This is a genomic window from Sphingobacterium lactis (genome assembly GCF_011046555.1).
Classification (GTDB): domain Bacteria; phylum Bacteroidota; class Bacteroidia; order Sphingobacteriales; family Sphingobacteriaceae; genus Sphingobacterium; species Sphingobacterium lactis.
Genome location: NZ_CP049246.1, coordinates 1448544 through 1462914, shown reverse-complemented (window position 1 = coordinate 1462914; position 14371 = coordinate 1448544). Strand labels below are relative to the sequence as shown.

The window sequence follows — 14371 nt, the reverse complement described above, 5'->3', positions numbered from 1 at the left end:
ACATGGAGAGTGTTTTCAAATTTATTGTCGACGGACGTAAGGCTTTCATCAACCTGATCGATGAGCTTACCTTGGATCAATTGAACGAGATTCCAGCCGGCTTCAATAACAACATCATATGGAACTTTGGTCATATCGTGGTCAGCACGCAAACCTTGAGCTATACGCGGACGGGCATTAAAGAAGGTGTGGACTGGGTCAAGTACGTGGCTGCCTATGCCAAAGGAACAAAACCGAGCTACTACGTAACACAGGAAGAGGTAGACGAGCTGAAAGCAATCGCTATCGATTCCATCAAGCAGATTGAAGCGGATTATCATGCGGGAGTCTTCCAGACGACCACGCCTTACGAAACGGCTACCTATGGAGCTACACTGAACAGCATAGCAGATGTTCTCGTAACCTCCATTGGCCATGACAATCTGCACTTCGGCTATGCAACGGCCCAAAGAAGAATAATCAACAAATAAGTATAAGAAACCTTAATCGAAAAAAATTTTAACAGTATTACAATGGCAAATTATTTCAACACATTACCACTTAGGGAACAGTTAGACCAATTAGGAGTCGCAGAATTTATGGATTCTGCAGCATTCAATGAAGGTGTAAATGCTTTAAAGGGTAAGAAAATCGTAATCGTAGGATGTGGAGCTCAAGGCTTGAACCAGGGCCTGAACTTGCGTGACAGTGGATTGGATGTTTCCTATGCATTGCGTAAAGAAGCTATTGAACAAAAGAGAGATTCTTGGAAAAATGCAACCGACAATAACTTTACCGTAGGTACGTATGAGGAATTGATTCCAAACGCGGACCTGGTGATCAACCTGACTCCGGATAAGCAGCATACTTCGGTCATCAATGCGGTCATGCCCTTGATGAAACAGGGTGCTACCCTATCCTACTCCCATGGATTCAATATCGTGGAAGAAGGAATGCAGATCCGTCCGGATATCACCGTGATCATGGTGGCACCGAAGTGTCCAGGATCGGAAGTGCGTGCAGAATACCTACGTGGATTCGGTGTGCCGACCCTTATCGCCGTACACCCTGAGAACGATCCGCAAGGTAAAGGCTGGGCGGAGGCAAAAGCCTATTGTGCAGGTACAGGTGGCGACCGCGCCGGGGTATTGAAATCATCGTTCGTTGCGGAAGTGAAATCCGACCTGATGGGCGAGCAGACCATCCTATGTGGACTGTTGCAAACGGGTTCTATCCTTTCCTTCGACAAGATGGTGGAAAAAGGAATCGATGCAGGTTATGCTTCTAAATTGGTGCAGTATGGTGTGGAAGTGATCACCGAAGCGTTGAAACATGGTGGTGTGAGCGGCATGATGGATCGCTTGAGCAACCCTGCGAAAATCAAAGCTTTTGAACTTTCCGAAGAATTGAAAGATATCATGCGTCCGTTATTCCAAAAACACCAGGACGATATCATGTCTGGAGAATTCTCCAAGACCATGATGGAAGACTGGGCGAATGGCGATGCGAACCTATTGAAATGGAGAGCGGAAACCGGTGAAACAGGATTCGAAAAAACACCTGCAGGAGATGTTAAAATTTCCGAACAGGAGTATTTCGACAATTACTTGTTGATGGTTGCTTTCGTTCGCGCCGGTGTAGAATTGGCTTTTGAGACCATGGTCGAAGCAGGTATCAAACCTGAATCCGCATACTACGAGTCCTTGCACGAAACACCATTGATCGCTAATACCATTGCGCGGAAGAAACTTTTCGAAATGAACCGCATCATCTCCGATACGGCAGAATACGGATGTTACCTGTTTGATCAAGCATGTAAACCGTTATTGGCAGACTTCATGAAGAAAATCGATACCGACGTGGTGGGCAAGAACTACAATGAAGGAAAAGATGGGTCTGTAGACAACATCAAACTGGTTCAGATTAACGAGATATTAAGAAATCATGAAGTAGAAATTGTGGGCAGGAAGTTGCGTAAAGCAATGACTGCAATGAAATCTATAAAAACTGTTTAATTTTCCGTAAATTAGATAGCTATATAAGGGGTAAAATTATCAAATTTTCATTTTACCCCTTCTAGATTTTCAAACCAACAAGAGTATAAAGAGAACAATGGGAAAAACATTAGTAGAAAAAATTTGGGATGCACATGTCGTCAAGCGTCAAGCGGGTTTTCCAGATATGTTATATATCGACACCCACCTGATCCATGAAGTGACCTCCCCACAGGCCTTCGATGGATTGCGCAAGAGAGGACTGCCAGTATTCCGTCCTGATCAAACTGTGGCAACTGCCGATCACAATGTACCCACATTGAACCAGCATTTGCCAATCAAAGAAGAACTTTCTCGCTACCAGGTCGACATGCTGACCAAGAACTGTAAGGAGTTCGGTATTGAGCTGTATGGCTTGGGCCACCCTTACCAAGGGATTGTCCATGTCATTGGCCCTGAATTGGGCATAACCTTACCTGGAAAGACAATGGTATGTGGAGATAGCCATACGTCTACCCATGGTGCCTTCGGAGCGATTGCCTTCGGTATTGGTACCTCCCAAGTGGAGCAGGTTTTTGCTACGCAATGTCTATTGCAGCAGAAACCGAAAACGATGAAAATCGAGGTCAACGGTGAACTCGGCAACGGAGTAGGTGCCAAGGACATCATCCTGTACATTATTTCAAAGATCTCTGCTGCCGGTGGTACAGGGTATTTTGTGGAATATGCAGGTTCGGCGATCCGCTCCCTGAGCATGGAAGGCCGTATGACCATCTGTAACATGAGTATTGAAATGGGTGCCCGTGGCGGTCTTATCGCACCGGATCAAACCACCTTCGATTATATCCACGGCCGCGAATTCGCACCTATAGGTGAAGAATGGGACAAAGCATTGGCCTATTGGCAAACCCTGTACTCGGATGAGGATGCTCTTTTCGATGAGGTATTAACCTTTGATGCAGCGGACATCCAACCGATGATTACCTATGGTACGAACCCAGGAATGGGCATCGGCATTACGGAGCATATCCCAACCACGGATTCCCAGCCGGATAACGAACAACCATCCTACAAAAAGGCGTTGGATTACATGGGCTTTAACGATGGCGAACAAGTGATGGGCAAACCCGTTGATTATGTGTTCATCGGTAGCTGTACCAACTCCCGCATTGAAGATTTACGTCAGGTTGCTGCCTTCGTACAGGGCAAGCACAAGGCGGAAAATGTCGAAGTATGGATCGTCCCGGGCTCGAAACAAGTGGAAGCACAAGCCAAATTGGAAGGGATCGACAAGATTTTCGAAGAAGCTGGCTTCATGCTCCGTGAACCGGGCTGCTCTGCTTGCTTAGGGATGAATGAAGATAAGATTCCAGCAGGAAAATACTGTGTTTCTACGTCCAACAGAAACTTTGAAGGTAGACAGGGGCCAAATGCGCGTACCATGCTGGTAAGCCCATTGACCGCTGCTGCAGCTGCCGTAACAGGCAAAATTGTGGATGTACGGGAATTGGTATAACCAAGCGAATTGCAAACCCAACATCTTTAAAGTTCCTTAAGACACAGAAACATGAAAAAATTCGAAAAATTAAGTTCTCGCGTAGTTCCACTACCGATAGAAAATATTGATACAGACCAAATTATTCCCGCGCGTTTCCTGAAGGCAACCACGCGAGAGGGATTTGGAAACAATTTATTCCGCGATTGGCGTTATGACAGCAATGACCAGCCCAAGGCTGATTTTGTGATGAACAACCCCACCTATAGCGGGAAGATCCTCGTTGCCGGCAAAAACTTCGGCTGTGGCTCCTCTCGGGAGCATGCCGCTTGGGCAATCCAGGATTATGGCTTTGATGTCGTGGTCAGCTCTTTCTTTGCCGATATCTTCAAAGGAAATGCCCTGAACAATGGCGTCTTGCCGATCACCGTACCGGAAGAATTTTTGGAAAAGATCTTTGACCAGGTATTTGCTAATCCAGAAGCAGCGATCAACGTGGATCTCGAAGCGCAGACCATTACCATTGCGGACACTGGCGAGCAATTCGAATTCGAGATCAATCCATACAAGAAATCCTGTTTAATCAATGGCTATGATGACATCGACTTTATCCTGAGCCATAAAAACGAAATCGAAGCATTCGAGCAAAATAGATCAAATTAGATAATGAGCGCTATAGTCCATATCGACAATCTTGCTGTAGCATACGGGCAGACGCCCGTTTTGCAACAACTGTCATGGACTATTGAACGCGGAAGCCATTACGTTCTTGCGGGCACAAGCGGATCCGGAAAGAGTACGCTGGCGAAGGCCATCGCTAGATTAATTTCCAGCAGTGGAACCATTACGTATGCTTTCGATACCGAAAGCCCGCTGCTGCCCAAAGCGATCTATGTTTCCAACTGGTACCAGTTTACCAATTTGGAGGGCGACCGGAATTTCTATTACCAGCAGCGCTACAACCGCCACCAAGGCCAAGATACCTTGACGGTACGTGCGGAACTGCTGCACTTTGCGAAATCCAACGGCCTGGATCTGGGCACGGTTCAGGATAAGATGGATGCCATGGGTTTTGCACATACCATGGATTCTCAACTGATCGAGCTATCCAGCGGCGAACACAAGAAACTGCAATTGGTCAAGGCACTGTGGCAGAAACCACAGCTGCTGCTGATCGATGAACCCTTCACCGGGCTCGATACGCAGTCGAGGTACGCCCTCAATGATTGGCTGGACGAATTGGCGGAAGAAGGCGTGCAATTGGTACTGATTACCAATGATCACATCCTACCCGCAGCCATGAACCGTTACGCACATATCAGCAACGGTAAGTTGGAGGTGGTTCCCGCATTGGCAGACATTCCGCAGGATGCCCTGCGCCAAGCGAAGGATTTGCCGGCTTTCCTTATGGAAGAACCGCAGACCGATTTTGACAGCATAGCGGACCTCAGGAACATTGTGGTGCGGTATGGAGAAAAAGTCGTCCTGAAGGACGTGTCCTGGCAAATAGCGGTCGGGGATAAATGGCTGCTACAGGGACCCAATGGTTCCGGGAAATCGACGCTACTGAGCTTGATCAATGGTGACCATCCCCAATCCTATGGACTGGACATCACCCTATTCGGCAAGAAAAGGGGGTCCGGCGAGAGCATCTGGGACATCAAGGAAAAGATCGGTATGATATCACCGGAAATGCATTGGTACTTTGACCAACAGGCAACGGTATGGCATACCTTAGCCTCCGGATTTTACGACAGTATCGGTTGGTTTATCGATGTGAAATTCCAGGAAAGAAAACAGATTGAGGACCTGATGGCTTTCTTCGATCTGACGGAACATAAAGATCAGTTGCTGCATACGCTGCCCCTAGGCAAGCAGCGCTTGGCTATGCTGGCGCGAAGCATCATCAAGAACCCTCCTTTATTGGTCTTGGATGAGCCCTGCCAGGGACTGGATGCGCAACAGGCACGGTACTTCAATGCAGTGGTCGACGAACTCTGCCGCCACGGCAAAACATTGATCTACGTGGGCCATTATGAAAGTCAGCTGCCGCAGTGCATCGAAAAAAGAATCATATTAGAAAAAGGCGAAGTAGTAGCCTTGGAAAATAAAGTAGAAAACGTTTTATAACACATGAAGAAAAACATTCTTATCATTCCCGGAGATGGAATTGGCCAAGAGGTAACCACTTGGGGAAAAGAAGTTCTAAATACCATTGCACAGAAGTATAACCACGAGTTTACTTTTGATGAAGCCATTATGGGCCATACAGCCATTGAGGCGACCGGAAACCCATTGCCCGATGAAACATTGGAAAAAGCGAAAGCGTCCGATGCCATTTTATTCGGTGCCATTGGCCATGCCAAATACGACAATGACCCTTCAGCAAAGGTTCGTCCCGAGCAAGGTTTATTGAAAATACGCAAGGAATTGGGCTTATATGCCAACCTGCGTCCGATCCTGTTGTTCGACGAGCTCTTGGATGCGTCCAGTTTGAAGCCTGAGGTATTGAAGGGCACGGACATCCTATTCTTCCGTGAATTGACGGGAGATGTTTATTTCGGTGAAAAAAACCGCAACGAAGACAACACCTTTGCGTCCGACCTGATGAACTACCACCGCTATGAAGTGGAGCGTATCGCCCGCAAGGCATTCGAGGCTGCACGAACCAGAAGCAAGAAGTTATGTTCAGTCGACAAGGCGAATGTATTGGAGACTTCCCGCCTATGGCGCGAAGTGGTGCAGGAACTGGCCAAAGAATACAGCGATGTGGAAACAGAGCACATGTTCATCGACAATGCGGCCATGCAGCTGGTGAAGAACCCGAAGAAATTCGACGTGGTATTGACCGCAAACCTATTCGGTGATATCCTAACGGATGAAGCTTCGCAGATTGCGGGATCCATGGGTATGTTGGCGTCGGCATCGGTGGGAGACGGAACAGGATTCTTCGAACCGATCCATGGTTCTGCGCATGATATCGCAGGACAGAACAAGGCGAACCCATTGGCCTCTATCCTATCGGCAGCGCTGATGCTGGACATCGCCTTCGGATTACAGGAAGAAGCCAAAGAAGTAACCAATGCTGTGGCAGCAACCCTGAAAGCCGGTTGGAGAACGGGGGACATCGCCAATGCGGAGACCGCAGCGGACAAGATCTTGGGCACCAAGGAAATGGGCGCCAAGGTTTTGGAATTCTTAAAGTAGAAATTAATCAAGGTATAAACATAAATTTTAACGATATGTTACACGATCCTAATCACTTATACATTTTCGACACGACATTACGTGACGGTGAGCAAGTGCCGGGGTGTCAATTGACGACCCCAGAGAAAGTCGAAATTGCTAAAGATCTGGAACGTCTGGGGGTCGATATTATCGAGGCTGGCTTTCCGGTCTCAAGCCCTGGAGACTTCCAGTCGGTCGTTGAGCTTTCCAAGGCAGTGAACGATGTGATCATCTGTGCACTGACCCGCGCTAACAGAAACGACATCGATGTCGCGGCCGAGGCCTTAAAATATGCGAAGAGACCCCGTATCCATACAGGTATCGGTTCTTCGGATATGCACATTAAATATAAGTTCAACAGTACGCGTGAGGAAATCCTAGAACGCGCCGTAGAAGCCGTAAAACATGCCAAATCCTATGTGGAGGATGTGGAGTTCTATGCGGAAGATGCCGGCCGTGCCGACCTGGAATTCCTGGCAAAGATGGTCGAAGCGGTGATCGGTGCCGGAGCGACAGTTGTGAATATTCCCGATACCAACGGCTATTGTTTACCGGACCAATATGGCGCCAAGATCAAATTCCTGAAGGAACATGTGAAGAACATCGATCAGGCCATTATTTCAGCGCATTGCCACAATGACTTGGGCTTGGCTACGGCCAATTCCATTGCAGCCATCCAGAATGGTGCCCGTCAGGTGGAATGTACCATCAACGGCATCGGTGAGCGCGCCGGAAACACCTCCCTGGAAGAAGTTGCCATGATCCTGAAAGTGCACAACCAATCGTTCGGTGGACTTTCCTCCAACATCAATAGCCAAATGTTCACGGCCCTTTCCAGAAAGGTTAGCGACATGATGAATATGCCGGTTCAGCCGAACAAAGCTATCGTTGGTCGGAATGCCTTCGCCCACAGCTCCGGTATCCATCAGGACGGCTTCCTCAAGCATCGCGAAAATTACGAAATCATCCGTCCGGAAGATGTCGGCTTGGAAGAGGCAGACATTATCCTAACCGCACGTTCAGGACGTCACGCCCTGAAGCACCACTTGGAGCGCTTGGGGTATAACCTCGACAAGGAAACATTGGCAAATTGCTACGAGCGTTTCTTGGTTCTTGCAGATGCGAAGAAAGAAATCGTTGATGAAGACCTCTTGAGCCTAGTAAAATAAAATTTATAGAAAGGCTGGTTTTCCAGCCTTTTTCAATCACCTAAACTAAACAGTACGAAAAGAATGAGTTTGGATCTATCGACACTTACCTTAGACTCGGTCTCTGCCAAAGAACAAATAAAGGACGTCGTCAAACGCACGCCCCTACAATACAACCATCACCTGTCGGAGAAATACGGTGCGGAGGTCTACCTGAAACGGGAAGACCTACAAGTTGTACGGTCCTACAAGCTCCGTGGTGCCTTCAACAAGATCTGCAGCCTCAGTGCCGATGAACGTGCACGTGGCGTAGTCTGTGCCAGTGCCGGCAACCATGCGCAAGGCGTCTCCCTATCCTGCAAGAAACTGGATATCAAAGGCGTCATCTTTATGCCCGGACCGACACCACGCCAGAAAATCACCCAGACGGAGATGTGGGGAAATGGCAATATCGAAATCATCCTCACGGGCGATACCTTCGATGATTGCCAAAAAGGTGCATTGGAATACGCTCGGGAGCATGGCATGACCTTTATTCCACCTTTTGATGACCCGAAGGTAATCGAAGGCCAGGGAACGGTGGCAGTTGAAATCCTGGAGGATCTTCCGGATGTCGATGCGGTGTTTATCCCGATTGGCGGCGGCGGTCTATCTTCCGGTGTCAGTTATCATTTGAGCAAGGTGGCACCGCAGGTGAAGTGCTATGGGGTAGAGCCCGAAGGTGCGCCTTCCATGCAGGCAGCCATGCAACATGGCGGTCCTATTGAGCTAGAGCACATCAACAAATTCGTGGACGGGGCAGCAGTTAAAAAAGTCGGCTCCCTCAACTATGACATCAGTTCGCAGCTCCTGACCAGCATCAGATCCATTCCCGAAGGAAAGATCTGTACGACTATCCTCGAACTGTATAACAAGGATGCCATTGTGGTGGAACCTGCAGGTGCACTATCCGTAGCCGCCTTGGAATTCCATAAAGATCAGATCAAGGGCAAGAAAGTGGTGTGTATCATTTCCGGTGGCAATAACGATATCGATCGCATGAGCGAGATCAAAGAGTTGTCCCTGTTATATGAAGGATTCAAGCATTACTTTATCGTCCGCTTTCCACAGCGCCCGGGTGCCCTCCGGTTATTGGTAACCGAGGTCTTGGGACCAAAAGACGATATCACCCGCTTTGAATACATTAAAAAAACAGAGCGTGAACGCGGTCCTGCGTTAATTGGTGTTGAATTAAATCATCCAAATGATTATATTACATTATTAGAACGGCTGAAAGCCTATAAGTTTGACTTCATTGAAGTCAACAAAGACCAGACTTTATTCGAGTATCTGGTATAAAAACGCAACTAACCCTCCAAATAAAGTAGATGCAACGACCATGAGAATTCTGGTCGTTGCTTTTTTTAGTATACGGGAATTGTCATTTTTCTGTAGCTTTTGTTACAAAAGAAATAAAATAATTTAAAATCAACGGGGGGTGCTGCTGACCAATACATTCAACAGAAGGGAAAATTGTTTCCAAATGGCTTTTATATTTCTGGCTTATTCTTGAGATTTTTCATTAGGAAATAAATGATAATCTTCCTATATTTAAAACACTGACTATCAAGCGATTTCTTAATCCAAGATTTCATTCCTTTTATCAATTTCCTAATATTTCTCCAACTTTCTTAGCAAAAGGACAACCTCGACACGCTCTCCATTTTCGAACATTTCATCTCCTGCAGCGAGTTATTATAGATTTGACATTTCAAAGTTTGGTAAGAAAACCAGCTTGTAATGGTTTAGGACGGAAGTTAGACCTTGTCTGACATGCGTCCGCGGTGCGTCCGAAGTACAACCGAGGTGAGAGCGTGCTATGGACACGCTCTCACCTCGCTCTCAGTACGCTCTCACCACGCTCTCATGTCGGACAAGGTCCATCCCTGCCGCTAAGGAACAGACACGCACCATTACCTAAAAATCTGCTCCTATGCATCGAAAAAGCGTAAAACAACCTTAAAAACTACGCTTGAGTAAAAATGCATCGTCAGACGTACCCGTACTGACTTTACTCGGGATTTTCGGGCCAGGTGATCAGGTTGTAAATGAGGCATTAAACATTCAATTTTTTCATCAAAAGGTAATGTTGTAATTTTTTTAATTCAAAAGAAAATATCTATATTTATACGACGGGTTTACAGCAGGTATACCTCTCGTGTAAACCGAACAACCACAGACTATGGTAGCAAAAAATAAAGAAATACAAGACCAAACCATCCTGAAAACGGCATGGTTCTCCACCTTCATCAACGATCTCCGGTATTCGGCTTTCTTACAGACTGTGGATGCGAAACTATTCAATCGGACGTATGATGAACTTTGTACGGATCCCAGCAACGCTGCTGGTCAGGTTCCGGAGCTGGGCATCAAGAATCTTATCATTGCGTATCTGCGGCTCTTGGTCCACCTGGAACGATCCATCGAGCGGATTGGTTTCCAACTGCTGGACCGAACCATCCACGCCCGGATTACGCTGTATGCGAGCAACCCGGCAGACGAAATGGCCATGCTGCTCATCACCGGGAAATTGAATTGTGACTTCGCCCCTTTTGACCTCAACATCGAAATGGAGCTCCTGTCGGGAAAAGCGGATGATCCCCTGAGTTCAGCGGTGTTTTCGTTCCGGAAAAATTAAGGAAGCAGGGTACGGCATCGCCTTGTTAAATTATCATTAAATACGTTAAGTTGGTGATTTATAAGCGAATTGATGAACAATTTTGATTATTTTAGGTTATTATTAAAGTTGAAAACCAAAAAAAATAACGAACATGAAAGCATCTACGATCTTATTAGTTTTGACTATGCTTTTCAGTTTTGGTCTTGCCGAGGCGCAAGAAACGAAACCGAAGCAAAGTCCTCCCGACAGCTCGAGCGTCACCACGGATGATGGTGTCACCATTGCCATCAATTATGGCAGTCCATCCTTGAAAGGACGCCAATTGGGTGTTGATATTGCCGAAGTGGGTAAAGTTTGGCGCGCCGGAGCGAATGAAGCAACCACGGTTTCCTTCGATAAAGACGTTACAGTGGAAGGCAAGGCACTACCTGCCGGTAAATACAGTTTGCATGCCATTCCGGGTGAGCAAAAGACCACCTTTATCTTCAATAAGGTTTGGAAGAAATGGGGTACTGAGTATGATGAGGCGCAGGATGCACTGCGTGTAGACGTCGACAACCAGGAAACATCGGATAGTGTCGAGCGCTTGAAAATTACTGCGGACAAATCCGGAAAGATTCACCTCGCTTGGGGGAACTACGGCCTTTCCATGAATGTGAAAGCAGCCAAATAACAAAAAAAGGTGGATTTTGGCGGGTGTATAGCACCCTTCACCAAAATCCACCTTTCCTACAATTGGAGGTCCCTCCTATTTCTTTTTATTCTTCACATATTTTTCCAAGAATTGATCCTGTTCCCACAATAAGTGGAAGATATTCTCCTTGGCAGCATAGCCATGGGATTCCCCTGGAAGCAATACCATGCGCACTGGTGCGCCCAAGTTCTTCAGGGCCTGGAAGTAACGCTCGGTCTGAAGGGTAAAGGTTCCTGGATTGTTGTCTGCGGCACCGTGCACCAACAGCATTGGCGTCTTCATCTTGTCGGCACTAAAGAATGGCGACATCGTGGTGTACAACTTCGGATCATCCCACAAGTTCCGTTGCTCGCTCTGGAATCCAAATGGTGTTAACGTACGGTTGTAGGCACCTGAGCGTGCAATCCCCGCAGCGAACAAATTCGAATTGCTCAAGAGGTGTGCCGTCATGAAAGCGCCATACGAGTGTCCTCCAACAGCGACCCTAGCAGTATCTACATAGCCCAATTGATCCACAGCATCGATAGCGGCGGCAGCATTGGCGACCAATTGCGGGATGAAGGAATCGTTCGGCTCGGTCTTACCTTCGCCAACGATTGGAAATGCCGCATTATCCAGTACCGCATACCCGCGGTTCACCCAATAGATAAAGGATCCGTAACTCGGGAATGTGAACAGCTTCGGATTCGCCGTGCTCTGCCCTGCAGTTGCTTTATCCTTGTACTCACGTGGGTAAGCCCAGATCAACAGCGGAAGTTTTTCCTTTTTGGTCTTGTCGTATCCCGCAGGGAGATACAGTGTACCCGACAGTTCCACGCCATCGTTACGCTTGTAGTTTAGCACTTCCTTGTGCACATCCTTTAAACTGGCAAACGGATTTTCAATGGAGGTGACCGGCTTGGTCTTTCCGGATTTTATGTTCTTCTCGTAATAATTCGGGTAATCTGTTGGTGATTGCAAGGAGATCAGGATATTACCTTTGTCCATATCGATCACAGAGGCAATACGCTCTTGCTTATCGGTTGCTTTTGCCGTGTACAGACGCTTGGTCTTTAAAGTCTTGAAATCAAATTCGTCAATGAAAGGGAACTCCCCTTCTTTGGTATAACCGGATCCCAACCAGTATGACTTGCCATTCTTGATGTACATACTGTAGGTACCGAACTGGTTCTTATCGCTGTAAGCATACCCTGGATCGCTGTAGATATCCTGGCTGTTGCGGTCATGGATCAACTTGCTTGCTCCGGTTGTTGGGTTCAATAGGAAGGTTTTGATATTCCGGGTATCGTACCATTGGCTATATACCAAAGCATATTCGTCATTCCCCCATTGCACGCCACCAAAGCGATCGGCCAATTTGACGATGGATTTCGGAGCCGCTGTGAATGGCGCATCCCATAGGAAAAGTTCATCACGGAATTCTGCCGGTTTATTGGCGTCGCCACCATCGAGCGCCTGTACAAAAGACAGGGTCGCCGGTTTATCGGAACGCCAGTTCATGGAGCGTTTGCCAGGGCGCGTAGAAGAGAAACCTTTAGGCATCACTTCCATCAAATCCGTTGCATTCACCTGCTTCACCACATTTCCGGACAGGTCATACACAGTGGATTCCGTCGGGAAACTGTAATAAGGGACAACATAAGAGAATGGGCGCTTCAACTTGGTCACCAAAACATACTGGCCGTCCGGTGATAGGGAGGAACTCATGTACAGGTCGTTATCCAAAAATTTGGTCTGTGCACCTGTAAAGTCGACCCATGCCAATGAGGAAGTAGTCAATTCTTCAAATTCACGTTCATCATCGGGTGTCTTCAGTAGATCCTGGTAGGTACGCAATTGCGAAACCTGGCCATCCGAGGTCGAAATGATAGGCCCTGAAGCAACTACCCTTTCGGAAGGTTCACGCTTCACCAAACGTTGACGGAGGCTGACCAATAACTTATCGGAACTGCGGTTCCAGAGAAATGGTTGGTGCAGAATCGCATTCAGGTTATATTCCGTGATTTTATCCAGTTTTTTGCTGTCCAATTGGTAGATATATAACGCTACCCCAGTAGCATCTGTATTCGTGAATGCGATCTTTTTGGAATCTGGTGAGAATTGTACATTGGATACCTGCGCATTTTCAGGTAGCGGGATATCAATATAGGCATCTCCTGCTGCTGGTTTCACCTGAAGCCTATCAAAATATGTTTCCGTGCTGGAAATTGCTGCGCTCTTGTTGATGCGTAGACCGGCAAGCTTGGTCTCTTCCACCCCCAGCTCGGCCAATGTCTTATAGGTCGGGCGGTACATAAAGAGCACCCATGCCTTATCGCTACTCATCTGGATCGAAGGCGGGCGTTGGTAGTCTGCCAAGGTCAAGATATCCTGAACGGGTTTCTGAAAGGAGAGATTTTCTTGGGCGTGGCCCAGGGTGAAAATCAACAACAAAATAAAGAGGAAATTGTACTTCATAATTTTTTGTTATTTAGTCTTTAATAATTTTTTGTTGGCTGGTGGCCGATGGGCGACGCCCTGGTTATTTTCCGAAAATGGCCATGAACAAGTACACAAATTTAACATTTTAAGCATTGCCGAGGTCAAATAAAATATATATAATGATTTTGGTTAAAAAAGCCAAAATTTTCAACCGATTATGACAATAAAAAGAGGAAAGATTTGGAAGTAAATTTTTCTCTACAATTAGGCTCACCAAAGTTATCCACATAGCTACGGGGTTGTAAAACAACAGCTTAGCGAACCTTGGATGTTGCCAAGGGTGTTTTAACTCTGTTTTGGGAATTGATGTGGAAAAGTATCATTCCCTTACCGAAGGAAAATAGTAGATATTTGTTCTACCTCGAGAAAATGACCTTCTCGATTCAAACGTTTTTTTATTTATCAAAGACCAAGGCTTAAAATAAGTCAAATTCTTTTAAACTTAATATAACATGGCAAGAATCATTAAATTCGAAAAAAATGACTGTGCTCCATGCGCACAAGTGTCGGCTTACCTGGACAGTAAAGGTATTGCCTATGAAACGATCAATCCTTTCGACGAGCCGGAATTAGCTGTTAAGTTTAAAGTTCGCACAGTACCTACTGTCATTGTACTGGAGAACGACGAGATCAAGAACCGCATCATTGGTTTCAACCCTGCGGAGTTGGATCAAATTGCATTGTAGATGAACA

12 protein-coding genes are annotated in these 14371 nt (G+C 46.7%); 11 read left to right on the top strand and 1 reads right to left on the bottom strand.

Translation table 11 applies throughout. The annotated features are described in order from the left end of the window. Positions 1-2 precede the first annotated feature (2 nt). The 10 genes from G6N79_RS06415 to G6N79_RS06370 all read left to right on the top strand — a co-directional run bounded on the left by G6N79_RS06415 (position 3) and on the right by G6N79_RS06370 (position 11176). Positions 3-470 (top strand): DinB family protein, encoded by a 468-nt coding sequence (locus G6N79_RS06415; RefSeq protein WP_103906849.1) that lies wholly within the window; start codon positions 3-5, stop codon positions 468-470. A 42-nt stretch (positions 471-512) separates the two neighbouring features. Beyond that, positions 513-1994 carry a ketol-acid reductoisomerase gene (gene ilvC, locus G6N79_RS06410; protein WP_103906848.1) on the top strand — a complete coding sequence of 494 codons (1482 nt, stop codon included), beginning with the start codon at positions 513-515 and terminating at the stop codon, positions 1992-1994. Positions 1995-2091: 97 nt separating this feature from the next. Next, positions 2092-3489 carry a 3-isopropylmalate dehydratase large subunit gene (gene leuC, locus G6N79_RS06405; RefSeq protein ID WP_103906847.1) on the top strand — a complete coding sequence of 466 codons (1398 nt, stop codon included), beginning with the start codon at positions 2092-2094 and terminating at the stop codon, positions 3487-3489. Between the two features lie 51 nt (positions 3490-3540). Continuing rightward, complete coding sequence (gene leuD, locus G6N79_RS06400) at positions 3541-4131, top strand: 3-isopropylmalate dehydratase small subunit (protein ID WP_103906846.1); 591 nt, start codon at positions 3541-3543, stop codon at positions 4129-4131. 3 nt (positions 4132-4134) lie between these two features. Next, positions 4135-5598, top strand: coding sequence for an ATP-binding cassette domain-containing protein (locus tag G6N79_RS06395; protein ID WP_317046382.1), 1464 nt, complete (start codon positions 4135-4137; stop codon positions 5596-5598). 3 nt (positions 5599-5601) lie between these two features. Next, positions 5602-6675: a 3-isopropylmalate dehydrogenase gene (leuB, locus tag G6N79_RS06390; protein ID WP_103906844.1), complete on the top strand. Its 1074-nt coding sequence runs from the start codon at positions 5602-5604 to the stop codon at positions 6673-6675. A 35-nt stretch (positions 6676-6710) separates the two neighbouring features. Continuing rightward, positions 6711-7865, top strand: a complete 1155-nt coding sequence (locus G6N79_RS06385; RefSeq protein WP_103906843.1) for a 2-isopropylmalate synthase — start codon at positions 6711-6713, stop codon at positions 7863-7865. A 63-nt stretch (positions 7866-7928) separates the two neighbouring features. Continuing rightward, positions 7929-9182 carry a threonine ammonia-lyase IlvA gene (ilvA, locus tag G6N79_RS06380; RefSeq protein WP_103906842.1) on the top strand — a complete coding sequence of 418 codons (1254 nt, stop codon included), beginning with the start codon at positions 7929-7931 and terminating at the stop codon, positions 9180-9182. A gap of 883 nt (positions 9183-10065) precedes the next feature. Further along, on the top strand, positions 10066-10521 hold the full coding sequence (locus G6N79_RS06375) for a hypothetical protein (protein ID WP_103906841.1): 456 nt from the start codon (positions 10066-10068) through the stop codon (positions 10519-10521). A 133-nt stretch (positions 10522-10654) separates the two neighbouring features. After that, positions 10655-11176, top strand: a complete 522-nt coding sequence (locus G6N79_RS06370; protein ID WP_103906840.1) for a DUF2911 domain-containing protein — start codon at positions 10655-10657, stop codon at positions 11174-11176. Between the two features lie 75 nt (positions 11177-11251). Here the strand turns inward: G6N79_RS06370 and G6N79_RS06365 are convergent, their stop codons facing one another. After that, positions 11252-13654: an alpha/beta hydrolase family protein gene (locus G6N79_RS06365; RefSeq protein ID WP_103906839.1), complete on the bottom strand. Its 2403-nt coding sequence runs from the start codon at positions 13652-13654 to the stop codon at positions 11252-11254. A 476-nt stretch (positions 13655-14130) separates the two neighbouring features. Here G6N79_RS06365 and G6N79_RS06360 point away from each other — a divergent pair, with 476 nt between their 5' ends. Next, positions 14131-14364: a glutaredoxin family protein gene (locus G6N79_RS06360; protein ID WP_103906838.1), complete on the top strand. Its 234-nt coding sequence runs from the start codon at positions 14131-14133 to the stop codon at positions 14362-14364. Positions 14365-14371: the final 7 nt, after the last annotated feature.